General features: G+C 64.5%; 26 protein-coding genes. 5 read left to right on the top strand and 21 right to left on the bottom strand.

Features of this window, described 5'->3' with window-relative positions; all coding sequences use genetic code 11:
- Positions 1-3: 3 nt before the first annotated feature.
- The 17 genes from flhB to CKO27_RS03395 all read right to left on the bottom strand — a co-directional run bounded on the left by flhB (position 4) and on the right by CKO27_RS03395 (position 15,354).
- The gene (gene flhB, locus CKO27_RS03475; RefSeq protein ID WP_200373488.1) at positions 4-1,149 is read right to left on the bottom strand and encodes a flagellar biosynthesis protein FlhB; all 1,146 of its coding nucleotides are present in this window, start codon (positions 1,147-1,149) and stop codon (positions 4-6) included.
- A 1-nt stretch (position 1,150) separates the two neighbouring features.
- Entirely contained in the window at positions 1,151-1,924 is a 774-nt protein-coding gene (gene fliR / locus CKO27_RS03470; RefSeq protein ID WP_200373487.1) for a flagellar biosynthetic protein FliR, read from the bottom strand.
- A gap of 81 nt (positions 1,925-2,005) precedes the next feature.
- Positions 2,006-2,275, bottom strand: coding sequence for a flagellar biosynthesis protein FliQ (fliQ, locus tag CKO27_RS03465; protein ID WP_200373486.1), 270 nt, complete (start codon positions 2,273-2,275; stop codon positions 2,006-2,008).
- Between the two features lie 11 nt (positions 2,276-2,286).
- The gene (fliP, locus tag CKO27_RS03460; RefSeq protein ID WP_200373485.1) at positions 2,287-3,036 is read right to left on the bottom strand and encodes a flagellar type III secretion system pore protein FliP; all 750 of its coding nucleotides are present in this window, start codon (positions 3,034-3,036) and stop codon (positions 2,287-2,289) included.
- Positions 3,033-3,446 (bottom strand): flagellar biosynthetic protein FliO, encoded by a 414-nt coding sequence (fliO, locus tag CKO27_RS03455; RefSeq protein WP_338115869.1) that lies wholly within the window; start codon positions 3,444-3,446, stop codon positions 3,033-3,035. The genes fliP and fliO overlap by 4 nt, the downstream gene beginning before the upstream one ends.
- A gap of 32 nt (positions 3,447-3,478) precedes the next feature.
- Complete coding sequence (gene fliN, locus CKO27_RS03450; RefSeq protein WP_200373484.1) at positions 3,479-3,925, bottom strand: flagellar motor switch protein FliN; 447 nt, start codon at positions 3,923-3,925, stop codon at positions 3,479-3,481.
- Positions 3,926-3,982: 57 nt separating this feature from the next.
- Positions 3,983-4,960, bottom strand: a complete 978-nt coding sequence (gene fliM, locus CKO27_RS03445) for a flagellar motor switch protein FliM (protein ID WP_200373483.1) — start codon at positions 4,958-4,960, stop codon at positions 3,983-3,985.
- 8 nt (positions 4,961-4,968) lie between these two features.
- Complete coding sequence (locus CKO27_RS03440) at positions 4,969-5,535, bottom strand: flagellar basal body-associated FliL family protein (RefSeq protein ID WP_200373482.1); 567 nt, start codon at positions 5,533-5,535, stop codon at positions 4,969-4,971.
- A gap of 82 nt (positions 5,536-5,617) precedes the next feature.
- Positions 5,618-7,120 (bottom strand): flagellar hook-length control protein FliK, encoded by a 1,503-nt coding sequence (locus tag CKO27_RS03435; RefSeq protein WP_200373481.1) that lies wholly within the window; start codon positions 7,118-7,120, stop codon positions 5,618-5,620.
- Positions 7,117-7,581, bottom strand: a complete 465-nt coding sequence (locus CKO27_RS03430) for a flagellar export protein FliJ (protein ID WP_200373480.1) — start codon at positions 7,579-7,581, stop codon at positions 7,117-7,119. Before CKO27_RS03430 ends, CKO27_RS03435 begins: the two co-directional genes overlap by 4 nt.
- Positions 7,582-7,586: 5 nt before the next feature.
- On the bottom strand, positions 7,587-8,981 hold the full coding sequence (gene fliI / locus CKO27_RS03425) for a flagellar protein export ATPase FliI (protein WP_200373479.1): 1,395 nt from the start codon (positions 8,979-8,981) through the stop codon (positions 7,587-7,589).
- A complete protein-coding gene (locus CKO27_RS03420) occupies positions 8,978-9,919 on the bottom strand; it encodes a FliH/SctL family protein (RefSeq protein WP_338115868.1) in 942 nt (313 codons plus the stop codon). Before CKO27_RS03420 ends, fliI begins: the two co-directional genes overlap by 4 nt.
- Entirely contained in the window at positions 9,916-10,926 is a 1,011-nt protein-coding gene (gene fliG / locus CKO27_RS03415; protein WP_200373478.1) for a flagellar motor switch protein FliG, read from the bottom strand. The genes CKO27_RS03420 and fliG overlap by 4 nt, the downstream gene beginning before the upstream one ends.
- Positions 10,916-12,592, bottom strand: coding sequence for a flagellar basal-body MS-ring/collar protein FliF (fliF, locus tag CKO27_RS03410; RefSeq protein ID WP_200373477.1), 1,677 nt, complete (start codon positions 12,590-12,592; stop codon positions 10,916-10,918). Before fliF ends, fliG begins: the two co-directional genes overlap by 11 nt.
- Positions 12,593-12,628: 36 nt before the next feature.
- On the bottom strand, positions 12,629-12,967 hold the full coding sequence (fliE, locus tag CKO27_RS03405; RefSeq protein WP_200373476.1) for a flagellar hook-basal body complex protein FliE: 339 nt from the start codon (positions 12,965-12,967) through the stop codon (positions 12,629-12,631).
- Positions 12,968-13,375: 408 nt separating this feature from the next.
- Positions 13,376-14,752 (bottom strand): sigma-54 interaction domain-containing protein, encoded by a 1,377-nt coding sequence (locus CKO27_RS03400; RefSeq protein WP_200373475.1) that lies wholly within the window; start codon positions 14,750-14,752, stop codon positions 13,376-13,378.
- On the bottom strand, positions 14,749-15,354 hold the full coding sequence (locus CKO27_RS03395; protein WP_200373474.1) for a PilZ domain-containing protein: 606 nt from the start codon (positions 15,352-15,354) through the stop codon (positions 14,749-14,751). Before CKO27_RS03395 ends, CKO27_RS03400 begins: the two co-directional genes overlap by 4 nt.
- A 135-nt stretch (positions 15,355-15,489) precedes the next feature.
- Here CKO27_RS03395 and CKO27_RS03390 point away from each other — a divergent pair, with 135 nt between their 5' ends.
- Positions 15,490-15,765: a late competence development ComFB family protein gene (locus CKO27_RS03390; RefSeq protein ID WP_200373473.1), complete on the top strand. Its 276-nt coding sequence runs from the start codon at positions 15,490-15,492 to the stop codon at positions 15,763-15,765.
- Here CKO27_RS03390 and CKO27_RS03385 read toward each other — a convergent pair.
- Positions 15,762-17,204 (bottom strand): HDOD domain-containing protein, encoded by a 1,443-nt coding sequence (locus tag CKO27_RS03385; protein WP_338115867.1) that lies wholly within the window; start codon positions 17,202-17,204, stop codon positions 15,762-15,764. The two genes, CKO27_RS03390 and CKO27_RS03385, sit on opposite strands and share 4 nt — an antisense overlap.
- Before the next feature lie 282 nt (positions 17,205-17,486).
- Between CKO27_RS03385 and motA the strand changes: the two genes are divergently transcribed.
- From motA to CKO27_RS03365, 4 genes are all read left to right on the top strand, one after another.
- The gene (gene motA, locus CKO27_RS03380; protein WP_200373472.1) at positions 17,487-18,341 is read left to right on the top strand and encodes a flagellar motor stator protein MotA; all 855 of its coding nucleotides are present in this window, start codon (positions 17,487-17,489) and stop codon (positions 18,339-18,341) included.
- Positions 18,342-18,353: 12 nt separating this feature from the next.
- Positions 18,354-19,247 carry a flagellar motor protein MotB gene (motB, locus tag CKO27_RS03375; RefSeq protein WP_200373471.1) on the top strand — a complete coding sequence of 298 codons (894 nt, stop codon included), beginning with the start codon at positions 18,354-18,356 and terminating at the stop codon, positions 19,245-19,247.
- A 216-nt stretch (positions 19,248-19,463) separates the two neighbouring features.
- Complete coding sequence (locus CKO27_RS03370) at positions 19,464-20,558, top strand: hypothetical protein (protein WP_200373470.1); 1,095 nt, start codon at positions 19,464-19,466, stop codon at positions 20,556-20,558.
- On the top strand, positions 20,555-21,286 hold the full coding sequence (locus CKO27_RS03365) for an OmpA family protein (RefSeq protein ID WP_200373469.1): 732 nt from the start codon (positions 20,555-20,557) through the stop codon (positions 21,284-21,286). The genes CKO27_RS03370 and CKO27_RS03365 overlap by 4 nt, the downstream gene beginning before the upstream one ends.
- A gap of 197 nt (positions 21,287-21,483) precedes the next feature.
- On the opposite strand, the gene dapB is transcribed toward CKO27_RS03365, so the two are convergent.
- The 3 genes from dapB to dnaK all read right to left on the bottom strand — a co-directional run bounded on the left by dapB (position 21,484) and on the right by dnaK (position 25,538).
- Positions 21,484-22,299, bottom strand: coding sequence for a 4-hydroxy-tetrahydrodipicolinate reductase (dapB, locus tag CKO27_RS03360; RefSeq protein ID WP_200373468.1), 816 nt, complete (start codon positions 22,297-22,299; stop codon positions 21,484-21,486).
- A 45-nt stretch (positions 22,300-22,344) separates the two neighbouring features.
- Positions 22,345-23,487 (bottom strand): molecular chaperone DnaJ, encoded by a 1,143-nt coding sequence (dnaJ, locus tag CKO27_RS03355; RefSeq protein WP_200373467.1) that lies wholly within the window; start codon positions 23,485-23,487, stop codon positions 22,345-22,347.
- A gap of 128 nt (positions 23,488-23,615) precedes the next feature.
- Positions 23,616-25,538: a molecular chaperone DnaK gene (dnaK, locus tag CKO27_RS03350; RefSeq protein ID WP_200373466.1), complete on the bottom strand. Its 1,923-nt coding sequence runs from the start codon at positions 25,536-25,538 to the stop codon at positions 23,616-23,618.
- Between the last annotated feature and the right edge of the window lie 30 nt (positions 25,539-25,568).

Raw genomic sequence — 25,568 nt, 5'->3', positions numbered from 1 at the left:
GCGCTACCTCCGGCCCCGGGGCGCGGCGCGGGGATCGAGGTACTCCTCGGGAACCGGCAGCTCGGTGGGCAGTTCGGCGTCCTGGTCCTCGCGCTTGAGCTGATAGACGTAGGCCAGGATCCGGGCGACGGCGACGAACAGCCCCCCAGGGATCTCCTGATTCAGCTCGGTCGTGAAGTAGATGGCACGCGCCACGCGCGGGGCCTCGACCCGGGTGATCCGATGTTCCTCGGCCAGCTCGCGGATGGCCGCCGCAACCGCGTCGGTGCCCTTGGCCAGGAGCCTGGGGGCGCGCATGGTCGCGGGCTGATAGCTGATCGCGACCGCGTAATGGGTCGGATTGGTGATCACCACATCCGCCTTGGGCACCTCCGCCATCATCCGGCGACGGGACATCTCATGCTGCATCTGGCGAATGCGACCCTTGACCTCGGGCTTGCCCTCGGTTTCCTTAAACTCGTCCTTGATCTCCTGGAGCGTCATGCGCAGTTGTTTCTGGTGATTCCAGATCTGAAAGGGCGCATCGATCAAGGCCACCAGCAGCAATGCCGAGGAGGCGACAAGGAACAGCCAGGCGGCCATGTGGGCGGTCTGGACGATGGCCTGTTCCACCGGCATCTCGCCCAGACCAAGCAGACTACCCCAGATCGACTTGATCGCCAGCACGGCGACGATACCGACCAGGAAGAACTTACCCAATCCCTTTACCAGTTCCATCAGGCCCTGCACGGAAACAACCCGTTTGATCCCCGTGATTGGATTCAGCTTGGAGAACTTGGGCGCGAACGCCTTGGTGCTGAAATTGGCGCCGCCAATCAGGATCGGCCCCAGGAGCGCGACCACCGTCAGCACGATGAACAAGGGCACCAGGATGAGGAGCGCGCGCCCGATCAGATCCCGAAGATGGGGCATCAAGAGACCTGGATCGAAGATCAGGCCCCGCTCCAGGGTCCAGCCATCCACCACCAGGGCCGCTAATTGCTCGGCCATGCCGCCACCCTGGAAGAGCAGGAAGGCGCCCCCCGTGATCAGCATCACGAAGGTATTGAACTCGCGCGAGCGAGCGATCTGACCCTTTTCCCTGGACTCGCGCAGCCGCTTGCCGGTCGGTTGCTCGGAGCGTTCCTGGCCATTCTCGTTCTCGGCCATTTCAGGCCCTCGTGAGCCGCTCGATCAGCGGGAAGGCGGACATGAGCAACTCCCCGATACGGGTCGTCAGACTGGGCAGCGTCAGCAGGACGATCATGAAGCCGGCGAGGAGGGTAAGCGGAAATCCAATGGCGAAGATATTGAGCTGGGGTGCCGCGCGGGTGATCACGCCCATCGCCAGGTTGACCAGGAGCAGGGACGCGACCGCCGGCAGGGCGATCAGCAGGCCGCCGGCGAACATGGTGCTGCCAAAGCCCAGGATGGCCCAGAGGTCGTCGGGCGTCAGTCCCCCGGCCGCCACCGGCAGGGTCTCGAAACTGCGCAGCAGGAGATGGATCAATACCAGATGTCCGTTCAGGGCGAGAAAGATGAGGATCGCCAGGATGGTGAAATACTGAGACACCATGGGCACCTGCACGCCGCCGACCGGATCGATGGCCGAGGCGAATCCGAGACCCATCGAGAGGGCGACGGCCTCGCCCGCCTGGGTGATGGCCGAGAAAACCATCACCAGCACGAAGCCCATGGCGATCCCGATCAAGGCCTGATGGATGACGACCACGAAGCCGCCCAGACTGAGCGGATCGACCGCGGGCGGCTCGGGCAAAAGCGGCGCGACCAGCAGCGCGAGCAGGAATCCCATCGCCAGCCGTGCCCGCACGTTGACGTTGCGGGCACCGAAGATCGGCGCGACCAGCAGCAGGGCGCTGATGCGCACGAAGGGCCAGACCAGGGCACTGGCCCAACGCAGGATGTCATCCGCCTCGAAATTCATCGGGCCGATCCCGCGTGACGACCTTGGTCACTTCGCCGTTCCGACCCAAGCGTCTGGCCATCGCCAAAGCCATCCATTCCCTCAACCGATCAGAGCCGGGATGCTCTCGTACAATCGAATAATGTATTCCGTGATGAGCGCGAGCATCCAGTGCCCGGCGAGAATCAGGGATCCGCCGACGGCGATCAGCTTGGGGATGAAGGTCAGCGTCATCTCCTGGATCTGGGTCGCCGCCTGCAGCAGACTGATCGCCAGACCCACGATCAGCCCCGTCAGCAGGGGCGGCGCGGCCAAGAGCAGGATGACCTCGCCCGCCTCCCGGCCGATATCCAGCACCATTTCAGGCGTCATCGTCATTCTCCTCAGGTGTAGAAGCTCCGGGCCAGGGTACCCAGCAGCAGGGACCATCCGTCGACCAGGACGAACAGCATGAGCTTGAAGGGCAGCGAAATGATCATCGGCGACAGCATCATCATACCCATGGACATCAGCACGCTGGCCACCACCATGTCGATGATCAGAAACGGGATCAGGATCAGGAAACCGATCTGGAAGGCGGTTTTCAACTCGCTGATCACGAATGACGGCACCAGGAGAGTGAGCGGAATGTCATCGGGGGAGTCGAACCCATCGAGACCCCGAATCTCGGCGAAGAGCGCCAGGTCCGATTCGCGGGTCTGCGCCAGCATGAAGGTCCGCAGCGGCTTGACCGCCTTGGCCAGGGCCTCCTCGGTACCGAGTTTCTCCTCCATGTAGGGTTTGATGGCGCTGTCATGGATTTCCTGCAAAATCGGCGCCATCACGAACAGGGTCAGAAAAAAGGCCAGTCCGAGCAAAATCTGATTGGAGGGCGTCTGGGACGTCCCCAAGCCCTGACGCAAAATGCCCAGGACGATGATGATGCGGGTGAAGGAGGTCATCATGATGAGGGCCGACGGCAGCAGCGTCAGCAGGGTCATGAGGATGAGGATCTGGAGGGTGACCGAATACACCTGTCCACCATCCGGCGCGGCCGTGACGGTCACGGCATTCAGCCCGCCGATCTGGGCCGCGACCAGGCCGGGCAGAAGCAGGCCGATGAGCAGCAACCCCTGACGCGCCAGCCCAGTCATCGCCTGGAACCACCCGACTTGAAGTGCTTGAGAAGACTGGCGAAGTCGCCCGGCCAGGGTTCCTCCGCCGCCAGTTCCACGCGCCTCCCGAGGGTGTGCAGATGGCGCACGCCGGTCGCCGTGACTCCGATCAGGATTTGCTCCTCGCCGACCTGGACCAGCATCAGACGCTCGCGCGTCCCGATCGCGCGCACGGCGAGGATCTGGATGGCCGTCTGGCCCTGGCCGGCGATGCCTGGAACACGTCGCAGAAACCAGGCCAGGATGACGATCGCCAGAATCACCAGGACCAGGCCACCCAACAACTGAGACAGATAACCGGCCGCCAGGGGAGCGCCTGGCGCCGCCGACTCCGCTTCAGCCGCCAGGGCGCGTGGGCCAGCGAGCAGCAGGAACGTGAGAGTAGTCACCCAGGGGGCCAATGCCGGGCGCGGAGTCATCATTACCGCAGCTTCCGCACCCGCTCGCTCGGGCTGATGACATCGGTCAGGCGGATGCCGAATTTCTCGTTGACCACCACCACCTCGCCGTGGGCGATCAGTGTGCCGTTTACCAGGACGTCCAGGGGTTCGCCGGCGAGCCGATCCAACTCGACCACCGAGCCCTGATTCAACTGCAAGAGATTGCGGATCGGAATACGGGTACGGCCGATCTCCATCGCGATGGTGACCGGAACGTCCAGGACCATGTTGAGATTGACGTCGGACGGGGTGCCCGGCTGGAGCCCGGAGAAATCCTCGGGATGCAAGGGCCGGGCCTGGCTCGCGCCGTCTCTCGCCGACTCACGGGGCGCGCCCGAAGGGGCGTGCGCCGCGGACTCGGTCTCCTTCTGTTCCTCAAGGGCGGCGGCCCAGGCATCGGCGATGCCGTCGTTCGGATCCTCGGCCATTGGATTCCTCGCTCCAGTGATAGGTATCGTTATCGCGACCAGTCTTCTCGCCGCGTGCTAATGCTTGATGTATTCCAGGATTTTGATGGCGTTGACCCCATTGGACACGCCGAACTGGCCCCGGAAGAGGGCAATGTCCTCGACCTGGAGCAGCACCGTCTCGGGCAGAACGACCGGGATGATATCCCCAGGGCGCAAATCGAGGAGCCGCTCGATCGTCAGGGTGGTTTCGGTCAGCATCGAACTGATTTCAACCTCGGCGAACGGAATCTCTTCCTCCATCGCGCTTTGCCAGCGCTTGTCCACGCCGCTGCGGTCGGACTGAAGCCCCGTGTCCAGAATCTCGCGAATCGGCTCGATCATCGAATAGGGCAGGGTGACATGCAGATTGCCGCCCCCGCCCTCCAGTTCGATATGGAAGTCGTTGATGACGACGATCTCGGTCGGACTCACGATATTGGCGAACTGCGGGTTCACCTCCGCGTTGATGAACTCGAAGTCCAGATGCATCACCGGCTCCCAGGCCTTCTGCATGTCATCGAAGGCCGCGTCGAGCAGATTCTTGATGACCCGCATCTCCATGGGCGTGAAGTCACGTCCCTCGATGCGTGAATAGTAGCGCCCATCGCCACCGAAAAAATTGTCGACCAGACCGAACACCAGCTTGGGATCGAACACGAACAGCGCCGTTCCATGGAGCGGCGGAACCCGCACCAGGTTCAGACTGGTCGGCACATAGAGCGAGTGCAGATACTCGGAGAACTTGGTGACGCGCGCGCCGATGACCGAGATCTCGCAGGAGCGGCGCAGCAGGTTGAACAGATGGATCCGCAGATAGCGGGCGAAGCGCTCGTTGATCATGTCGAGCGTCGGCATCCGGCCGCGGACGATGCGGTCCTGGGTGGCGAAATCGTAGGCGCGCGCCCGTCCGTCCGGGGGAAAGGGATTGGCGTCCGTATCCACGTCCCCGCTATCGACCCCGTGCAGCAGCGCGTCGATCTCGTCCTGACTCAGAATATCGGATTGCTGGGCCACGGGGCGACCTATTGCATGACCAGATCGGTGAAGAGGACATCCTGGATCGCCGAAGGCTCGCCGGATTTGACCAGGAGTCCGGTGATCGTCTGCTTCAACTGCTCGCGCAAGGCCTGCTTGCCATCCGCCGTATTGATGACGGCGAATTCCTGGGACGCCAGCAGCGCGAGAACGTCATTGCGGATCATCGGCATGTGCTTGTCCAGGGCCGCGATCACGGCCTCGTTCTGGGTCACGATGCTGAGGCTGGTTCGCAGGAAACGCACGGGGCCAGGCGAGGCAAGGTTGACGGTGAAGTTCTCGAGCTTGTGGTAGATGAGTGGCGCCTGCGCGGGGATGGCCGGGGCATGGGCCGGGGCATGGGCTGGGGCTTCCGCCTCGGCCTCGGTCGCCTCGCCACTCGTCTCCTCGGCCGGATCGGCGGCCTTGTGGATCAGAAAATAATAGGCCGCGCCTCCCCCGCCCCCAAGCACCAGCAAGAGGATCAAGCCTAACAAGATCCACTTCAGTTTGTTGCTCGGGGCCTTTTCTCCGGGCGCGGCTTCGGTCTTTACGGCTTTTTTCTTATCCGCCATGTTTCATCCTCGCGGCACCAGCCGCCAATGTCGGGATCCGTGAATCCAGGATTGCCGAATTCAGGATCGAATGTATACAGGATCAAATGTACAAATCGAGTCGCCGCGCAAGCGCCGACAGCGTGCTGTCGACGACCGAGCCGACGGGCTCCTCGAGCCCGCCTTCCTCGGTGTCGGCCGGCCAGTGTCCCCTCCCCGTCGGCGCCTCACGATCCGTCCCGTCGCGTCCTTCCGCGCTTCGATCCGACACCGACACGTTGCCCAGCGAGAGCCCGTCGCGCTCAAGCGCCTCGCGAAGTCGGGGCAAGGCCGCCTCGAGCACCTCCCGAACGATTGGATGGGAAGAGACGAACTGAACCTGGGTCCGGTCCCCGTCCATGGAGACCCGCACGTCCAACGCCCCCAGACTGGGTGGATGCAGCTTCATTTCCGCCGCTTCGACACCGCCACGCAGGAACCACTTCAGTTGCTCCGCCAGGCGCGTCTCGCCGCCGGGTCGAAGCAATTCGCTCAGATCCAGGGAGCGGGCAGAGACCCCACCCGATGGGGAGTCGACCGCGGCGGGAGCGATCCGTGCCGAGCCGGCGAGACCAAGCTCGGGGGATGGGTTCAGCGAATCCGACAGCGGATCCGACTCATCCGACTGGCCCGTCCGGACCTCGCCTTTCATCAGGAAGGCCAGCAGCGAATCGCGGATCGACGTCCCCCCATCCTGGGCCGAGAGCCTATCCAGCGTGCCCGTCGGCTCGGAGGATGAGCCCATGCCCAACTCGGGCGCAAGAACCGAGGGAACCGATTTCAGGATCCAGGACGCCAGCGCCTCGTCGCCGTCGCTCGTCCCCGCGGCCATGATCTCCAAGCCCAGGGAGCCGTCAGAGCCAGCCGATCCAGCGGCCGGTTCCGAGAGACCCTCGGGACCGATCGGCGACCCCTCGGCGGCCAGGGCGGCATCGAACCTGTTCGTGACGAGTCCTTGCGGCCACGGTCGAAGGGCCGTCAAGCCGCCAACCGCTCCCGCCGATCCGGCGGCCGGTTCCGAGAGACCCTCGGGACTGATCGGCGACCACTCGGCGGCCAGGGCGGCGTCGAACCTGTTGGTTACGAGCCCTCGCGACCCATCGGCGAGCGAAGACGACCCCGACGCCGGGGCATCCGCGCGGCCGAGTTGGTTCGATACGGCCAACTGCTCCAGGACGAAGGATGGCAAGGAACAGAGTGAACCGCTCGTTCGATCGCCCGTCTCGTCAATGGCGGCATCCGTCTCGGAGCCGTCCCGGCTTCCCGCGAGCGTCGTCAGGCTGTCATCCATGACGCCCAACCCGAGCGGGACATGGCCATCGAGCGGAACCGCCTGCCCTTGCACGAGCGCGAGAAACTGACTCAGCAGCGCCCCGTTGTCGATCGCCGCGACCGTGTCCGGATCCTCGCCCCACTGGATCATCAGGGCCTTGAGCTGGCCGGCCATCGACTCGACGAAATCACCGCCCTCGACCGATTCCAGCACACCGGCCTCGACCGTCCCGCCGCTCAACAACTGGGACAGAAGACCCGACAGGGTGGCTTGCACGGGGTTCGCTTGCATCATCTCGATCCTCCCTCGTCGGCCGACGAAAAACCGGCGTCCTGGTCGCGCTGAAAGGCCTTGCGGGTGGCCCACATATCCTGTTCGCGCTGTTGCCGGCGATTGTCCACGACGGCATCGAGCCGCCGTCGCCGCTCGATCAGCTTACCCAGCGAGAGACTGGCCTGGTGGCGCTCCATCCAGATCTCGCGTGCCTGATCGACCTGACTCTGGGCTGCCGCGACCCGCAGTTCCTGCTGTTGCAGGGCCTCGCGCAATTGCTGATGCATCAGTGAGAGCTGCTTCATCAAACGGGCGTCGTTCGGGACCAGGGCATTGAGATAGACCCCCTGATACTCCGTGAGCTGTTCGCGCTGCTGCTCGGCCCGGTTGAGCTCGGCCAGCCGCCCACCCAGCACCACGGCGGCCTCGTTCTCCTGGGCCTCACGCAGCAACAGCAACCGCTGGAAACGTTTCACGCTCATGACCCCTAGCCTCTCCCGTGGCCTGGCTGAAGATTCAGCAGGTTGAACAATTGATCGCGCGAGGATTCGAAACTGGCGGCCTCGCGCCGGTCCTGGCCCAGATAGGCTTCCAGACGCGGGTTGATGGCCACAGCCTCGTCCAACTGGGGATCCGAACCCTTGCGATAGGCGCCGACCGCGATCAGGTCGCGGTTGCGCGCGTAGGTCGACATCAGATTGCGAAAGCGATAAGCGGCCTTCTGATGCTCCGGCGTCACTACCGCGCTCATGACGCGCGAGACCGAGGCCCCGACATCGATCGCGGGATAGCGGCCGGTCTCGGCGATCTCGCGCGAGAGCACCACATGGCCGTCGAGGATGGCACGGGCCGAATCGACGATGGGATCGTTCTGATCGTCGCCCTCGGCGAGCACGGTGTAGAAGGCCGTGATGGAACCGCCACCCTTATCGCCATTACCGGCACGTTCCACCAGTTGCGGAAGTCGCGCGAACACCGAGGCCGAGTAACCCTTGGTCGCCGGCGGCTCGCCGATCGCCATGGCGATCTCGCGCGCGCCCTGGGCGAAACGGGTCAGCGAATCCATCAGCAGCAGGACATTGAGTCCGCGATCACGGAAATACTCGGCCACGGTGGTCGCGACCCAGGCGCCGTGCTGACGCAGCAGGGGTGATTGATCGGCCGGAACCGCCACCACCACGGTGCGTCGGCGCGACTCGACGTCGAGGATGTCGTGGATGAATTCATTCACCTCGCGTCCGCGTTCGCCGATCAGACCCACGATGATCACGTCCGCCTCGGTATGGCGGGTCATCATGCCGAGCAGTACGCTCTTGCCCACGCCGCTGCCGGCGAACAGACCGATACGTTGACCCCGTCCGACCGACAGCAACCCGTTGAGCGCGCGAATGCCCACGTCGAGCGGCTCGACCACCGGGGTGCGCGTCAGTGGATTGATCGGGCGTCCCTCGATCGGGACCATCTCCTGGGTGCGGATCGGACCGCCGTCATCGAGCGGCTTGCCGAGCGCGTCGATGACACGCCCCAGCAGCTCGGGACCGACCGGAATGCGTCGACTCTGCTCCAGCGGCTCGATCCGCGCACCTGGAATCAGGCCCTCCAGCCGACCCTCGGGCATGAGAAAGGTTCGCTCGCCCTGGAAGCCGACCACCTCGGCGCCCAAACGCTTGCCGTTGGCGGTATGGATGAGCGCGCGGCCACCGACCGGCAGCCGGATCCCCTCGGCCTCCAGCGTCATGCCGACCATGCGCGAGAGCCGGCCCTCGGGCTGGGGCGGGAGCGTCTCATCGATCCGCTGGCGCGAGCGTGCCAGCCGATCGCGCAGACCCGTGACGAGCTGCTGGGAACCCTGATGCTTCAGATCCTCGATGAGGTCGCTCATGAACCGGGCTCCACTGGACTCGTCGTTGGGATCTCCCGGTGGCTCGCCAGGGACTCGGCCGCCTCCTCCTCGCTCGGCACGGACACCTCCGTCGGCGACTCGATCAACCCGGATGGCTCATCCCCATCCTGATCCTGATCTTCCTGATCCACCTCGGCTCGCGGCTCGAAGACGGGCGAAGTCTCGACAAGCACTGGACTAAGTTCGGGTTCGGGCTCGGGCTCGGGTCGCGTCAGTTCGCCCCAGATGGCCTCGATGCCCTGGCGCAGTCTGACCTCCAGGCTCGCATCGATACGGCTTGGGCCACTGACGAGGATGCAGCCGCCCGGCTCCAGATCCGGATTCGCGATCCAGGTGACCGTCTCGCCATGCGCGCTGGCATAGATTTCCAGAATCCGCTGGTCGTCCGGATGAACCTCGACACGCACTCCATGATTGCGGGAGGGAAGCTGCCCAAGCGCCGACTGGAGCACCTGCTCGATCAACTCCGGACGGGTGGCCAGCTCGGCCAGCACCACGCGCCGGGCCAGGGCCGACACCAGCGCCAGCAGTTCGGGCTCCAGGGCATCCGCGGAATTCGCCAGAGGATCGGCGAATTCACGGGCGATCCCCACGAGCGATCCGACCGTCGCGCGCAGTGTGCTTTCCTCGTGCGCGCGCCATTCCTGCTCACGTCGCTCGCGTTCCTGCCGTTCGGCCGCCGCCTCCCTGGCCGCCAGTTCCAGCCCCTCCTGGTAGCCCGTTTGATAGCCCGCCCGAAATCCGGCCTCGGCGCCCGTCTGCCGGGCGGTTTCCGTGATGGCCGCCAACTCCTCGGGCGATAGCGTGCCGCCCTCGGGTTGGGGCGGAGTCGCGGAATCCAGGGCCACATCGGGCGGCATCCAACGCTGGATTTCCGATCCACCGAGCGCGAACGGCATGGCGTCGAAGGAAGTCACAGCATCGCCTCTCCGCCCTTGCCGCCGAGGACGATCTCACCACTGTCGGCCAGGCGCCGCGCCACGGCGAGGATTTCCTTCTGAGCAGCCTCGACGTCGCTGATGCGCACCGGCCCCTTGGTCTCCAGATCGTCCCTCAGCATCTCGGCGGCGCGCTTGGACATGTTCCTGAAGATCTTATCCTTCAGCTCATCCTCGGCGCCCTTCAGGGCCAGGACCAGCGATTCGGTCGTGATCTCGCGCATGAGCGTCTGAATCCCGCGATCGTCGACATCCACCAGATTGCCGAAGACGAACATCAATTCCTGGATCCGCACGCCGAGATCCTCGTCGACCTGGCTGACGCCATCCATGATCGACGACTCGCGGGCGGACTCCATGTAATTGAGGATGCTGGCGGCGGTCTGAACGCCGCCGATCATCGAGGACTTGGCGGTATTCTTGCCGGACAACTGACGCTCCAGGATCTCGTCGAGTTCCTGCAGGGCGGCCGGCTGCACGCCATCCAGGGTCGCGATGCGCAGGATGAGGTCCGATTGCATCCGATCCGGCAGATGCGACAGGGTCTCGGCCGACTGATCGGGATCCAGATGGGAAAGCACGATGGCCACGATCTGCGGATGCTCGTGGCGGATCATCTCGGCGATCGCCCGAGGATCGAGCCACTTGAGCGCCTCCAGCCCCTTGGAGTTGCGCCCGAGCAGGATGCGGTCGATGAGCCCCGCGGCCTTCTCGTCTCCGAGCGCCGAGCGCAGGACATTGCGGACATAGTCGTCGGCGCCGATACCGAGCGAGGTCTGGTCCTGGACCACCTCGGAGAACTCCAGCAGCACCTGATCGATATCGCTGCGCGACACCCGCTCGAGCGAGGCCATGGCGCCACCGATCTTCTGGACCTCCTTGGGTCCCATATGCCGGAGAATCTCGGCGGCGGCCTCCTCGCCGAGGCACATCATGAAGATGGCCGCGCGTTCGGAACCGGTGAATTTCTTGGTTTCAGTTGCCATCTTCCGCCAACCATGACTTCATGACTTGCGCGACCCGTTTCGGATCCTCCCTGACCATCTCGCGCACCGCGTCCAGGTCAAGCTGCTGCTGATCTGGTCCCTTGGGTCCCATCAGCGAGGCCATCGCCGAGGGCTGGTGACTCAGGGCCACCAGATCCTCTCCTTCCCCGTCGGACCCGGACTCATCTGTCAAGGCCGGACGTTCCTCGCCATCCTCCAGCGCCGCCGGCTCCTCGGGTATTTCCGGCTTGGGCGCGAGCTGCGCCAGGGCGGGCTTGACGACGACCAGCAGGACGATGAGCGCCATCAGGAAGCCACCCACCACCTTCACCAGATCCAGGAACCAGGGCTGGGTCCAGATGGGAATGTCTTCATCGGTCAAGACATCCGGGACGAAGGAGGCCGAGCTGACCCTCAGTGAATCTCCGCGCGTCTCGCTGAAACCGATCGCCTCGCGCACCAGTTCCCGAATGGTCTCCATTTCCGCCTCGGAGCGCGGGACACGCACCGGCTCGCCCGCGTCGTTGACCTGATCCTGATAGTCGACGACGACCGCCGCGGTCAGGCGACGCACGCCACCGGGCGTCTCCTGGGTGTGGGCGATGGTTCGATCGACCTCGTAGTTGCGGGTCGCCTGTTGACTTCGGCTACTCGGAACGGTGGCGGTTCCCGCCGCCGCCGGCGGCGGTGCGCCGACCGCCCCACCCGCCGGCGGCTGATTGGTCAGGGCGCCGGGGATGCCGCCCGCCGCTGGATCGGCGCCGATGCGCTCTTCCTCGTTGGTCTGCTCGGAGCGAATCGCGGTGCGATCCGGGTCGAAGGTCTCCTGGGTCCGCTCGACGCGCGAGAAATCGAGATCCGCGGCGACCTGGACACGCATCCGATCGCGACCCACGATGGGCGTCAGCAGAGCTTGCACGCGATCCACGTACCTGGACTCGACTCGGTGGGCGTAGTCGAGATGATCCAGGCTGAGCCGGTCGGTCTTGTCCTCGCCGTCGCTGGTCAGGAGACGGCCCGACTGATCGACGACGGTAACATGATCGGGCGTCAACTCGGGCACGCTGGAGGACACCAGATGCACGATCGCGCCGACCTGCTTGTCCGTCAGACTCCGATTGCCCTTGAGATGGACCACGACCGAAGCGGTCGGCGGGGTCCGCTCGCGCACGAACACCGAGCGTTCGGCCTTGGCGATATGCACCCGCGCCCGCTCGACCGGATCCAGGGCCGCGATCGAACGCCCAAGCTCGCCCTCGAGCGCGCGCTGAAACCGAGCGCCCTCCATCAGACGGCTGGTCCCGAAACCGGCATCCTGCTGGAGCAGCTCGAAGCCGATATCGGCCGACTTGGGCAGGCCCTGACCGGCGAGCAGCAGACGGGTCTCCGCGATCATCTGCTGCGGGATCTCGATCCGGCCACTGATGTTGTCGATCTTGTAGGGCACGGCCAACTGGTCGAGAGCCTGCATCATCTCGGCGGCCTCGGCACTGTCGACCTGAGCGAAGAGCGGCGCGTAGGTTGGCTTGAGCGCCCAAAAGATAATGGCCGCCGCCGCCACCAATCCGCCCGCGATCATGCCGATCAGGGCGAGTTGACGCCCGACCGGCATTTCCGTGAAGGTCCGCATGCCGGTGGACAGCGTGGCGGTAAGAGAAGACGCCATGGGTATTTCGCTCCGATGACCCGTTTATCCGGCGACCTAGACCTGCATGCTCATGACTTCCTGGTACGCCGACAGCAGCCGATTGCGCACCTGGTTGGTCGCCTCGAAGGCGATGCTCGCCTTGTTCATGGCCACCATGACCTGCGGCAGACTGGTGTTGGCGTCACCCAATTCGAACCGCGTCTGCTTGGTCGTCGAATCCTGTTGAACTTCGTTGACGTCACGCACCGCCTCGCGCAGCTTGGAAGCGAAATCCTGACCGCTCGCGCCGCGAGCCTCCTGGACAGCGGCGACCGGACCCGTGCCCTCGACGCGACCCGACTGGGCGAGGGCTCGCATCTGATGCAGCACGCTCTGGATCTGCATGTCGCTCATGTCTACCGGATCTCCTGGCTCGTGCCTCGCGGGGTTCGAGGCCCGTCCTCCCGCGACCCCGGCCCGGGTCGCCCATTGGAAGGGCGGCGTTCATAATGATGCCTCAATCCAGCAAATTCGGTGCCGTCGACGGAATCGGAATTGGCGAGTTGTGAAAGGCATCACGGAGGGAGGAGGCGCCAAGCGCCAGGGCACGACCGGCGAGGCCCCTGTCACGGCGCCTCGACTTGACGTCTCGAAGGTGGGCGGGCGCGGCCATCCACCGGACCAGGGAGCGCCAAAGGCTCCGGATCGACCAGGACGATGGTCCGGGGTCGGCCGGGGCGACTCCGGAAACGACGGTTTATTGACGCCGACCGACCACGACAAGGGTTCATTCATCCGCCTCGCCCCGCGAGGCGAGCGACGTCAAAGGCTCGACGCCTCGTCCCTGGCGTCGCGCTCCAGACCGAACTTGCGCATGCGCTCGACCAGCGTCGTGCGCCGCATCCCAAGCCGCCGCGCGGCCCTGGCCACGACATGATCATTCTGTTCGAGCGCGGCCAGGATCATCCGACGCTCCAGATCATTGAGATATTCACGCATCTCGACACCCTCGGGCGGCAGAAGATCGGCGCCAGGGATTTGGCCGGGCCTGCAGGCCACCCGCCCCGCCGGCGCGCGCTCACCGAGCATCGGAAACGGCTCTAGGTCGGTCGGCCGAAAGCGTGTCGGCAACTGCGCCAGATCGACCAACTGCTCCGGATACATGATGGAAAGCTGTTCGAGCAGATTCGCCAGCTCGCGGATGTTGCCCGGCCAGGGTTGTCGCTCCAGGTGTTCCAGCACCGCCGGCGTCAGCCAGGCCGGCTGACCGCCCTGCTCGCGCAGGCGCTCCTCCAGGGTCGCGACCAGCAGGGGAATATCGCTCTGGCGCTCGCGCAGCGACGGCAGTTCGATCGGAAAGACGTTCAGACGGAAGAAAAGATCCTGCCGGAAGTTGCCGGCCACGACCGCCTCTTCCAGATTGCGGTGAGTGGCCGAGATGATGCGGGCATTGGCCTGGATCGGCTTGTTGGAGCCGACGCGCTCGAAGGTCCGCTCCTGGAGTACGCGCAGCAGCTTGACCTGCATCGGCAGCGGCATGTCGCCGATCTCGTCGAGAAAGAGCACACCGTCGCCGGCCAGCTCGAAGCGCCCCGCCCGCGCGGTGAAGGCGCCCGTGAAGGCGCCTTTTTCATGGCCGAACAGCTCGCTCTCCAGAAGCTCGGCCGGAATCGCGCCGCAGTTCACGGCGACGAACGGCTTGTCGGAGCGATGGGAGGCGTCATGGATCGCGCGCGCCACCACCTCCTTGCCGGAGCCCGTCTCGCCCAGGATGAGGACGGTCGCGTCGGTCTTGGCGACCTGGGCGATCAGTCGCTTGACCGCCAGCATTCCAGGGTGGCGCCCCACCAGATCGACGCCCAACGGAGGCTCGGAGGTCGCCAGGAACTGGAGCCGCTGGAGGATCTGGATCACCGTACCGGGCGAGAGTGGCGAGGCGGCGACGAAGGCGCGCCCCTCGGAGCGAATCGGACCGCCGTCAAGGGCTTGACACACCACCGGCAACCGCCAGTCCGACGCTAGTCGAGCGAGCGTCCGGTCGAGTCCGGCCGCCGTATCGCACACCCAGAGCAGCGACACCTCCGCGGTCGACGCCTGGTCGATGGCGCTCAGATCGCGCACATCGCACCCCAGGAACTCCAGGATATGTCGCGTCGCGAGCCGCGCGGATGCCTCGCCGTAGAGACCGATTCTCGTCACCTGAGCGGTTTCCCCTCTCTTCCATCGAAATCCCTGAACGGATCCGCCGCTCGCCTGGCGGAAACCTTGGTCTCGCCGCGCGGCCCCTCCCCGCTCATCCGGCGTCGCGCGACTTCGCGCCGATGCAGGCGAAACACCCAACGCCCCAGGGCCTCCCGGAACAGGGGGTCCGGCGAACGCCAGATGGCCCCGGCCAGATCATCGCGGTGGACCCACTCACCCAGTTCGAGCACCAAGGGTCGCGCCAACCACTGACTGGGATAGAGTTCGATACGGTTGGCCCCAGGTCGCGTCAGCGAGGCCGGCAGCACCAGACCCTCGCCGCTGATCCAGACCCAGGCGCGTCGCGGGATTCTATCCGAAAGCAAAAAAGAGACCAGATCCGTCAGGAGATCAATCTTCGATTCAAGCCGCTGCAACTCCGGGGACGGCGGCTCTTCCTTGGCGTATCCCTGGGATCCGTCCTCGAGAACGGCGACCGCGTCGAGCAGGCGCGCGGCGGCCTCATGGGTGGTGGGAATCCGGTCGCTCGGCGCGATCGGCAATTCCAGATGAACGACGAGCCCCTCGCCGAGCACGTCCCGCCAGTCATCCACGATCATGATCCACCTGGCCGTTGGCCGAGAAATGAGCGGGCTCGATCCTAACCGCTTCGGAGGCACCGGAAAAGCCGTTCGCCACCGGATCGCGCTCTACTGCTAAGATCACGCGAAAACAACGGCCGCTCGGATTAAACCATGCCCTCGAATATCAAGAATTACTACGAACGCCTCGTCATGGAATGCATTCAGGACACCCTGGGCGAGAGCGAGGAAGCCGCCGACGGCGACTTCGTCGAGGATCTCGCCTGCCTGACGCTCAATGCGCTTCCGCCCAGATACGTGCGCCACACGGTCGACCTCTCGTCCCATCTCGGTGACGCGGATCGGGAGGCGATGAACCAGGAGGTCATGCGCGCCGTCGACAACGCGCTCACGACGATTCGCCGCCGCGAGGCCCGCGGCGAGCGCTAGGGGCGATCTCCGGTCGACCCGCGCCCTGGCTGACGGAGTGTTTCCAAAGCGCTTTCGGCCTCGGCGATCAGTCGCAGAAAGCCCTGATAGCCGCGCGCGTCCAGCGCGCAGTTCGCGGCTCGCCGGTCGGCATAGACCAGGCCGATCGGATGCCCGCCGACCCAGAGCGACCTGGCGAAAAAACCATCGACACCCGTCAGATCCTTGACGGGACTCGGGACGCGCGCAAGGAGTTCGGCGCGGTTCTCGTCATTGAGCCAGAGTTCGAAGGGCGCCTCGCGCAGACGGCCAAAGAGCCCGCTCTGATCCAGTGCCAGGCGGAAACGGTTGAAGCCGGGCTCGAAATCCGTCCCGACCAGATGCTCGGCCGTCAAGACCCCGGCCTCTGGATCGTAGGCCGCGAACACCACGCGATTCAGCCCCAGCCCCCGGTGCAGTCCTCGCAGCAGGATCTTGATGACGACCTCGCGATCCAGCGTCCGCTCCGACTGGAGGGCCAGGCTCGCGACCTGGTAGTCATCCTGTCGTGGCGCCAGACAGAACCGTGGCAGGCGGGATCCGTCCAGATCCTCGCCCTCGGTCTCGCCGGACAGGGCCGCCAGGGGGCTCAAACCATAGTCGAGTGCCCGGCGGTTGAATTCCCCGAGCACGCCATTGATGCGATCCACCAGGGTCGAGATATCCAGGTCGAGCAGGCGGGCGGCCAGACGGAGGTCGGCGGGCTGGCTGGGATGGCGCCAGCCGGAGCAGGCATGACTGGCCACCTGGGTCGCCAGCATCACGCACAGCGTCCTGGTGTGGCGGGCATTGCGGGTACGCATCGACTCGCGCACCATTTCCGGCAGCCCCCACTGGGTCGCCAAGCCCAGACCCAGATCCTCCAGGCTCTCCCCGAGCGCGACATATTCGGCCTCGTTCGGATAGACCCGGGCGCTATCCACCAACTCCAGATAGCGTTTGATCCGGGCGTCGCCATGCGCGAGCAGGAACAGCTCGCCCAGGTTGTTCAGCAGGGCCGCGAGACTGACCTCGGTCGGGAAGCGATCGCGGTCGAGCTCCGCCCAGTCCAACGCCAGGAGCGCGCCGAGCAAGGCCCGCCCGGAGCCCCGCCGGTACGCGGCCAGGCGCTCGGGCGGGAGCACATCCTCGGCCAGGTCGGCCTCGCCCGCCATTCGCGCGAGCGTCTGGGTACCCAGCATCTGAGCCGCGTCCTCCAGCGAGGACAGCTCGACCCTGAAATGTCGATGCTTGACCGCGTTGGCGCGCTGAAGCACGCGCAGCGCCAATGCAGGGTCGCTCATCACGGCCAGACCAATCCAGCGCCGCGGCGCGCGCTCGTCCGCCAGCAAACCCGCCAGCTCTTGGCGCGTGTGAGCGAGTATCGGCATCTCCTCCGGCCTCGCCTCGGCCATCGCGGTCGTCCACCAGGTCGTTTGCACCCTCGCCGGGCCTCCTTCCTCGTTAGCCTCGATCACAAAACCCCTCGATCCGCCAATTGCTAGAAGCGGATCGGCCGATGCTACTATAGGGCAACGAAAGCGACCGTCACAGCCAATCGCGGGAGACTCCCACTGAGTTGCCGGCCGAGTACGCGAGTGCGGCGATCGCAGAGGCGCCCGACCTAGGACGGCAACGGCGGCAATCTCCTTTCAAGGCAGGGCGTTTGGGTTCCGGGACAGGGATCCCGTGCGCTCCCGACAGACACACCCGGAACCAATCACGTGAATATGATCCTGGGCTCGATCATCGTCTTCGCGTCGGTCCTCGGCGGATTCGCCGCCGGGGGTGGCCATATCGCGGCTCTCTGGCAGCCCTTCGAGCTGGTCATCATCCTCGGCGCGGCCTTGGGTGGTTTCATCATCGCCAATCCCATGAGCGTCGTCATGAAGTCGCTGAAGTCCATCCCCAGCCTCTTCACCGGCTCCAAATACAAAAAAGCCGATTACCTGGATGCCCTGGGCTTCATGTACGACCTTTTCAACAAGGCGCGCAAGGAAGGTCTCATGGGCATCGAGGGCGATATCGAGGATCCCTCAAGCAGCGCCTTGTTCCAAAAATATCCGCGACTCGTGAAGGACCATCATGCCTGCGACTTCATCTCCGACTACATGCGGCTCGTGGTCAGCGGCAACATGAATCCGTTCGAGCTGGACAACCTCATGGACATCGAACTGAACACCCATCATCACGAGGCCGAGGCGACCGCGCATGCCGTGCAACGTGTCGGCGATGGCCTGCCCGCCTTCGGCATCGTCGCCGCCGTCCTTGGCATCGTCCACACCATGGGGGCCTTGGGTGGTCCGATGGAGGAACTCGGCACCCTGGTCGCCGCCGCCTTGGTCGGAACCCTCAGCGGTATCCTGATCGCCTACGGTTTCGTCAGCCCGATCTCCACCATGCTGGAGCGCTACGCAGCCGACGAGACCCGCTATCTCTCCTGTATCAAGGCTTGCATCCTCGCCAACATCCAAGGTTACAGCCCACAGGTGTCGGTCGAGTTCGGCCGCAAGACCATGTCCTCCGACTTCCGCCCCAGCTTCAGCGAATTGGAACAGCATCTCAAGGGCAGTAAGTAGGAGACCATCGCCATGGCGATCGACACCAACAAACAACCCATCATCATCAAAAAGGTGTTCAAGTCGGGTGGCCACCATGGTGGTGCCTGGAAGATCGCCTTCGCCGATTTCGCCACCGCGATGATGGCGTTTTTCATGTTGCTCTGGATCCTGGGATCCACGACCAAGGAGCAGAAGGCGGCCATCTCGGAGTATTTCAATAATCCCTCGGCCTTCGATGGCGTCAGCGCCTCGCCATCCCAGAACGAGGGCGAGGGAACCGGCTCGAAGCCCGCCATCATCCAGTTCGACGGCGCCGTCGACATGGCCCCCGAGGCACCACAGCCGACGACCCTGGACCAGGAACAACTCGAGGAGATGGCGGCCGCTCAGGATCAGGAGCGTCTGGAGTCACTGAAGGAGCTTCTGGAAAAAGCGCTGGAGCAAAGCGAAACACTGATTCCTTATAAGGAACAACTCCTGATCGATATCGTGTCGGAGGGTCTGCGCATTCAGATCGTCGACAAGGAGAACCGCTCCATGTTCGATTCCGGCAGCACGCAACTCAAGAGCTATACGGCCGCCATCCTCAAGGAGCTGGGCACCATGATCAACCAGGTTCCCAACCGCATCAGCCTGACCGGTCACACGGACGCGCGTCCACTGGCGCGTGGTGGTTTCAGCAATTGGGAGTTGTCGACCGAACGCGCGAATTCCGCCCGACGCGCGCTGTTGGCGGGCGGAATGCAGGAAGGGAAGATCGGCCGAGTGGTTGGATTCGCGGATACGGTTCCATTCGATCAGAGCGACCCCAACAACCCGATCAATCGGCGCATCAGCATCATCGTCATGAACAAGAAGACGGATGCAACGATCCATGAGGAGACCACCATCGAGAAGGAGCTGGCCAAGCCGAAATCACCGTAGGTTCGGTCCCCTTGATCGCCGTCCGCCCCCATCCGTCGGGATATTGACGAACCAGCGAACGATGAGTGGCAACAGGGGCCTGGCGCCCCAAGCACAAGGCCGCAACCCATTGTTCCGCCTCGCCGAGAATAGCGTTGGCCTGAATTATGCTTCCGTCTGACGTGAGCGCCCCCGGTTACCCGTGGGCATCCCGACACAGACGAGCGGAAGGTTGTCATGTTCGAATTGATCGCGGGCGGTCTGCTTGGAACCCTGAGTCGCCTAGACAACGCGATGATGGTCATCGGCGTCTTTACCGCCATCCTTCTGTCGCTGTTCGCGAGCGCCCTGATCCTCATCGCGCGCGGTCGCGCGGCGGCCTATACCCGAAGCGTTCCGACACTGCTCACGACCTTTGGAATCCTCGGAACCTTTCTGGGAATATCCACCGGTCTGCTGCACTTCGATGTCGGTGACATCGAAGCCAGCATTCCGATGCTGCTAGGCGGGCTCAAGCTTGCCTTCGCCAGCAGCATCGCCGGAATCTTGCTCGCGGTTTGTTTACGTCTCGTGCTGGTGCTGGGCGTCGAGAGGACGTCGGGCTTCCAACCGTCTGGCGCTTCATCGCTGACCGACGCCAACACTCCGACAACGCTCGGCGATCGCCAGGCGGAGGTGGCGGACGCACAATTGGCGGCGACCCGGCAACTGGTCGAGCAGATCGCGCGGATGGACGCTCGCCTGGTTCAGACCCTTGAGCGACAGCATGAGCAACAGCTCGCGGCCTTCAGGGATTTCGCCGATCAGCTCAGCGAGATGGGATCGCGCCAACTAATCGCCGCGCTCGAGTCGGTGATCCGCGACTTCAACAGCAACTTGGGCGAGCAGTTCGGCGAGAACTTCCGTCGTCTCGACGCCTCGGTAGAAAAATTGGTGCGTTGGCAGGATCAATACCGCGAGCACATGGAGACACTCAGCCAACAGATCGACCACGCCATCGCGGGCGTGACTCAGTCCGAGGCAAGTCTCCAAGCCCTGACCCAGCAGGCACGGCAGATCTCACGCTACATCGAGGATCAGGAATCAACCATGGTCAGCCTGCGGCGGGAAAGCATCGAGCTAGAGGCGCTGCTCGGCGGCATCGCGGAACTCCGCGACCGGGCCAACGAAGCCTTTCCAGCCATCGATAACCGCCTGAAAGTCATGCTGGAGAGCATCGAGAACGCGGTTCTCTCGGCATTCGCCACACAACAACACCTCGGCCAATACGGGGCGACCAATCGGCATCACGAAGCGACTCATCCCGAGCTCTCGGTGGTGGCGCGCTCATGAACGCCATGACGACCCGCCCCAGTCCCAAGCCGGCCCATCAGGAAGACGATTTCCATTGGGTGGCCTTGTCCGATCTCATGTCCTCCCTGATGATGATCTTCCTGTTTCTGGCCCTGCTGTATATGGTTCAGGTCGAGCGCACCTATGAAGTGGAGACCGAGGTGCGGACGAGCGCGGTCGAGTACCGGCAGTCCATTTACCGGGCGCTCGACGAGGAATTTCGGGAGGATCTCGAGCGCTGGAACGCTGAACTCGACCGGCCCACGCTGACGCTGCGCTTTCGTGAACCCGATGTCCTCTTCGACCGCAACTCCGCGCGCATCAAGCCGGAATTCGAGGCGATCCTGAGCGACTTCCTGCCGCGCTACGTGGCCCAGCTCACGCCCTTCCAGGACGTGATTCGCGAGGTCCGCATCGAGGGTCATACCTCCAGCGAATGGAACAGCGGCACACCCCCACTGGATGCCTACTTCCTCAACATGGAACTGAGCCAGCAACGTACCCAGGCCGTTCTGCGCTTCGCCTACGGACTCGCGGGGCTACAAGACAAGGACTGGTTCAGCCGGCGAGTCGCGGCGGTCGGACTCTCCTCCTCGCGACCGGTCCACGACGACCAGGGCCGGGAGAACCCGGCGGCCTCCCGGCGCGTCGAGTTCAGCGTGCTGACCGACTTCGAGTCGCGTCTGCTGGAGCCCATCCGGCTGGATCCCTCGGCCGAATCCAGATAGCCGCCGGGGCTCATGTCGACGGTCAGGACATGGCGTCGATACCGCCTCCAACCTCCCCGTCCCGCGGATGTCCCGTGTTGAACCCTGGTACGCTCCGATGTTCGGGATACAAATTCGGGGCTCGCTCCCGCTTACCCCAGCCAGGTATCGGTTATGGTCGCACCCCCGACCCAGGCGGATCGCCGAAAGCGCGGCGCTCAGTAGGCGCGCAGTCCCAGGACGTCCTGCATGTCGAACTGGCCGCGCTCCCGCGCGGCGATCCAGGCCGCGGCGCGCGCGGCCCCGAGCGCGAAGGTCATGCGACTGGACGCCTTGTGGGCGATCTCGATCCGCTCGCCATCGGCGGCGAACCAGACGCTGTGCTCGCCCACGACATCGCCCGCGCGGATGGTCTCGAAGCCGATCGTCCGACGCTCGCGCTCGCCCGTGTGACCTTCCCGGCCATAGACGGCCACCTCCTTGAGATCCCGTCCGAGCGCCTCGGCGATGACCTCGCCCATGCGCAGCGCGGTGCCGGAGGGGGCATCGACCTTGTGGCGGTGATGGGCCTCGATGATCTCGATATCCACCCCGTCGCCCAGAACGCGCGCGGCGATATCCAGCAGCTTGAAGCAGAGATTCACGCCGACGCTCATGTTGGGGGCGAAGACGATCCCGATCTCCTCGCCGGCCTCGGCGATGGCGGCGCGCTGTCTCTCGTCCAGTCCAGTCGTGCCGATCACCATGCGCTTGCCGGCCGCGCGGCAGTGGGCGAGATGGGCCATGGTTACCGCTGGGAGCGTGAAGTCGATGAAGACGTCGAACGCGCCCATCACGGAGGACAGATCCTCCACCACAGGAACGTTCAAGTGGCCGACACCGGCCAGTTCGCCCGCGTCAACGCCGATCAGTGAACTGCCGGCGCGCTCGGTCGCCGCGCCAAGCCGCAGGCCCTCGGTCTGGGTGACCGCCTGCACCAGGTTGCGCCCCATCCGTCCGCCGGCGCCAGCGATGGCGACTCTGATATCACTCATTCCGTTCACTCCAGAAGACCGAAGGATTCGCTGTCGCGCAACGAATCAGAGGCCCATCTTTTCAAAAAAGCTCTTCACCCCGTCCAGCCAGGTATGGGACTGCGGATTGTGCCGCGACCCGCCTTCCTGAACGCTGGTCTCGAATTCGCGCAACAATTCCTTCTGACGGTCGGTGAGGTTGACCGGTGTCTCGACCGTCACCCGACAGATGAGGTCGCCGACCGCGCCGCCGCGTACCGGCTTCACGCCCTTGGCGCGGACCCGGAACATCTTGCCGGTCTGGGTTCCGGCGGGAATCTTGAGCATCACCTTGCCGTCGAGGGTCGGCACCTCGAACTCGCCGCCGAGCGCCGCCGTGACGAAACCGATCGGAACCTGACAATAGAGATTGGCGTCCTCGCGGGTGAAGATGGGGTGCTCCATGACCTGCACCTGGACATAGAGATCGCCGGGCGGACCGCCCTGCTCGCCACGCTCGCCCTCGCCCGCCAGACGGATACGGTCGCCGGTGTCGACACCGGGCGGAACCTTGACCGAGAGGGTCTTCTCTTCCTGGATCCGGCCGCGCCCCCGACAATGGGAACAGGCCTCCTCGATGACCGAACCCGTACCCCGGCACTCGGGACAGGTTTGCTGGATGGAGAAGAAACCCTGCTGCATCCGCACCTGGCCCATGCCGCCGCAGGTCGGGCACTGTTTCGGCTTGGTGCCGGGCTTGGCGCCGGTGCCGCCGCAGAACTGACAGTCCACCAGGGTCGGCAGACGAATCTTGACCTCCTTCCCGGCGACCGCCTCCTCCAGGGTGAGCGAGAGGTCGTAGCGCAGGTCGACGCCACGCTGGCCACGTCTCCCGCCGGCACCGCCCCGACCACCGAAGATGTCGCCAAAGACATCGCCAAAGATGTCCGAGAAGGAACCGGCACCCGCGAAGTCTCCGGGGCCGCCGAAGCCACCCGCCCCCGCCTCGACGCCGGCGTGACCGAACTGATCGTAGGCCGAACGCTTTTTCGGATCGCTCAGAACGTCATAGGCCAGCTTAGCCTCCTTGAATTTCGCCTCGGCGTCACTGTCGCCCGTGTTGCGGTCGGGGTGATGCTTCATCGCCAGACGCCGAAAGGCCTTCTTGATGTCGGCCTCGCTTGCGTTGCGCTGGACCCCTAGAACTTCGTAATAATCGCGTTTTGCCATGTATCCGCTTCCAGCCATCAACCACCGACGTTCACCCCGGCCCGCTCAAAAGGGAAAGCGCACCGACGCTCTTCACGCCTGTACGCTTTCTTCATCCGGCGCAGGAAACCGGCGGCCTTGCCGATCAACTATTTTTTGTCGTCCCGGACCTCTTCGAATTCGGCGTCGACCACGTCATCATGCGCGCCGCCCTGACTCCCGCCCGACTGGGGTTCGCCCGCGTCGGTCGCGCCGGACTTGGCGTAGAGACGCTCGGCCATCTTGCCGGAAGCATCGCCAAGCTTCTTGGTCAGTGACTCGATGCGATCCTTGTCCTCGCTCTTCATGGCCTCTTCCAGATCCTTGAGGGCGGACTCGATGGACTCTTTCTCGCCGCTCTCCATCTGTTCGGCGAGCTGCTCCATGGACTTGCGGGTCGCGTGGATCATGCTGTCGGCCTGATTGCGCGCGCCGACCAGTTGGTGGAACTGACGATCGTCCTCGGCGTGGGCCTCGGCGTCCTTGACCATCTGCGCGATCTCGGCCTCGGAGAGCCCCGAGGACGCCTTGATGATGATGGACTGCTGCTTGCCGGTCGCCTTGTCCTTTGCCGAGACGTTGAGGATGCCGTTGGCGTCGATGTCGAATTTGACCTCGACCTGGGGCACGCCGCGCGGGGCCGGCGGGATGTCGGACAGATCGAAACGGCCGAGCGACTTGTTGCTCGCCGCGCGCTCGCGCTCGCCCTGGAGCACATGCACGGTGACGGCGGTCTGATTGTCGTCCGCAGTCGAGAAGACCTGCTGCGCCGAGGTCGGAATCGTCGTGTTCTTCTCGATCAGCTTGGTCATGACGCCGCCAAGGGTCTCGATGCCGAGCGACAGCGGGGTGACGTCCAGCAGCAGCACGTCCTTGACCTCGCCGCCAAGCACGCCGCCCTGGATCGCGGCGCCGATGGCGACCGCCTCGTCCGGGTTGACGTCCTTGCGCGGGGTCTTGCCGAAGAATTGCTCGACCTTGGCCTGGACCTTGGGCATGCGGGTCTGACCGCCGACCAGGATGACCTCATCGATCTGTCCGGCGGTGAGATTGGCGTCCTTGAGCGCGATGCGGCAGGGCTCGATGGTGCGGTCGACCAGCTCCTCGACCAGCGACTCCAGCTTGGCGCGGGTCAGCTTGACACTGAGGTGCTTGGGGCCGGTCTGGTCGGCGGTGATGTAGGGCAGATTGATATCGGTCTGCTGGCTGGTGGAGAGCTCGATCTTGGCCTTCTCGGCGCCTTCCTTGAGACGCTGCAGGGCCAGCGGGTCGTTGCGCAGATCGAATCCCTGTTCCTTCTTGAAGGTCTCGACCAGGTGATCGATGATCCGCAGGTCGAAGTCCTCGCCGCCCAGGAAGGTGTCGCCGTTGGTGGAGAGCACCTCGAACTGGTGCTCGCCCTCGATCTCGGCGATCTCGATGATGGAGACGTCGAAGGTGCCGCCGCCCAGGTCGTAGACGGCGATCTTCTGATCGCCGCGCCGCTTGTCCATGCCGTAGGCCAGCGCGGCGGCCGTCGGCTCGTTGATGATGCGCTTGACCTCGAGGCCCGCGATGCGCCCGGCGTCCTTGGTCGCCTGGCGCTGCGAGTCGTTGAAATAGGCCGGCACCGTGATGACCGCCTCGGTGACCGCGTGGCCGAGATAGTCCTCGGCGGTCTTCTTCATCTTCTGCAAGACCTTGGCCGAGATCTCGGGCGGCGCCATCTTCTTGCCGTTCACCTCGACCCAGGCGTCGCCGTTGTCCGCCTTGACGATCTTGTAGGGGACCATGTCCTTGTCCTTGTCGACCACCTGATCGGCGTAACGGCGTCCGATCAGACGCTTGATGGCGAACAGGGTGTTGGCCGGATTGGTCACCGACTGGCGCTTGGCGGACTGACCGACCAGCACCTCGCCATCACCGCTGTAGGCGATGATCGAGGGCGTGGTGCGATCACCCTCGGCGTTCTCGATGACCTTGACATTGTCGCCTTCCATCACGGCCACGCACGAGTTCGTGGTGCCGAGATCGATGCCGATGATTTTTCCCATGGGTGTGTTCTCCGAAATAACGTTGCGTGG

It is taken from the genome of Thiocystis violacea, assembly GCF_016583575.1.
GTDB lineage: Bacteria > Pseudomonadota > Gammaproteobacteria > Chromatiales > Chromatiaceae > Thiocystis > Thiocystis violacea.
The sequence above is the reverse complement of the archived record's forward strand: the minus strand, read 5'-3'. Positions and strand labels throughout refer to the sequence as shown.

Coding starts and splice junctions, on each gene's coding strand:
- flhB (WP_200373488.1), bottom strand. CDS start 1,149: ATGGCCGAGAACGAGAATGGCCAGGAACGCTCCGAGCAACCGACCGGC.
- fliR (WP_200373487.1), bottom strand. CDS start 1,924: ATGAATTTCGAGGCGGATGACATCCTGCGTTGGGCCAGTGCCCTGGTC.
- fliQ (WP_200373486.1), bottom strand. CDS start 2,275: ATGACGCCTGAAATGGTGCTGGATATCGGCCGGGAGGCGGGCGAGGTC.
- fliP (WP_200373485.1), bottom strand. CDS start 3,036: ATGACTGGGCTGGCGCGTCAGGGGTTGCTGCTCATCGGCCTGCTTCTG.
- fliN (WP_200373484.1), bottom strand. CDS start 3,925: ATGGCCGAGGATCCGAACGACGGCATCGCCGATGCCTGGGCCGCCGCC.
- CKO27_RS03440 (WP_200373482.1), bottom strand. CDS start 5,535: ATGGCGGATAAGAAAAAAGCCGTAAAGACCGAAGCCGCGCCCGGAGAA.
- CKO27_RS03435 (WP_200373481.1), bottom strand. CDS start 7,120: ATGATGCAAGCGAACCCCGTGCAAGCCACCCTGTCGGGTCTTCTGTCC.
- CKO27_RS03430 (WP_200373480.1), bottom strand. CDS start 7,581: ATGAGCGTGAAACGTTTCCAGCGGTTGCTGTTGCTGCGTGAGGCCCAG.
- fliI (WP_200373479.1), bottom strand. CDS start 8,981: ATGAGCGACCTCATCGAGGATCTGAAGCATCAGGGTTCCCAGCAGCTC.
- fliG (WP_200373478.1), bottom strand. CDS start 10,926: ATGGCAACTGAAACCAAGAAATTCACCGGTTCCGAACGCGCGGCCATC.
- fliF (WP_200373477.1), bottom strand. CDS start 12,592: ATGGCGTCTTCTCTTACCGCCACGCTGTCCACCGGCATGCGGACCTTC.
- fliE (WP_200373476.1), bottom strand. CDS start 12,967: ATGAGCGACATGCAGATCCAGAGCGTGCTGCATCAGATGCGAGCCCTC.
- CKO27_RS03395 (WP_200373474.1), bottom strand. CDS start 15,354: ATGATCGTGGATGACTGGCGGGACGTGCTCGGCGAGGGGCTCGTCGTT.
- CKO27_RS03390 (WP_200373473.1), top strand. CDS start 15,490: ATGCCCTCGAATATCAAGAATTACTACGAACGCCTCGTCATGGAATGC.
- motB (WP_200373471.1), top strand. CDS start 18,354: ATGGCGATCGACACCAACAAACAACCCATCATCATCAAAAAGGTGTTC.
- CKO27_RS03370 (WP_200373470.1), top strand. CDS start 19,464: ATGTTCGAATTGATCGCGGGCGGTCTGCTTGGAACCCTGAGTCGCCTA.
- CKO27_RS03365 (WP_200373469.1), top strand. CDS start 20,555: ATGAACGCCATGACGACCCGCCCCAGTCCCAAGCCGGCCCATCAGGAA.
- dapB (WP_200373468.1), bottom strand. CDS start 22,299: ATGAGTGATATCAGAGTCGCCATCGCTGGCGCCGGCGGACGGATGGGG.
- dnaJ (WP_200373467.1), bottom strand. CDS start 23,487: ATGGCAAAACGCGATTATTACGAAGTTCTAGGGGTCCAGCGCAACGCA.
- dnaK (WP_200373466.1), bottom strand. CDS start 25,538: ATGGGAAAAATCATCGGCATCGATCTCGGCACCACGAACTCGTGCGTG.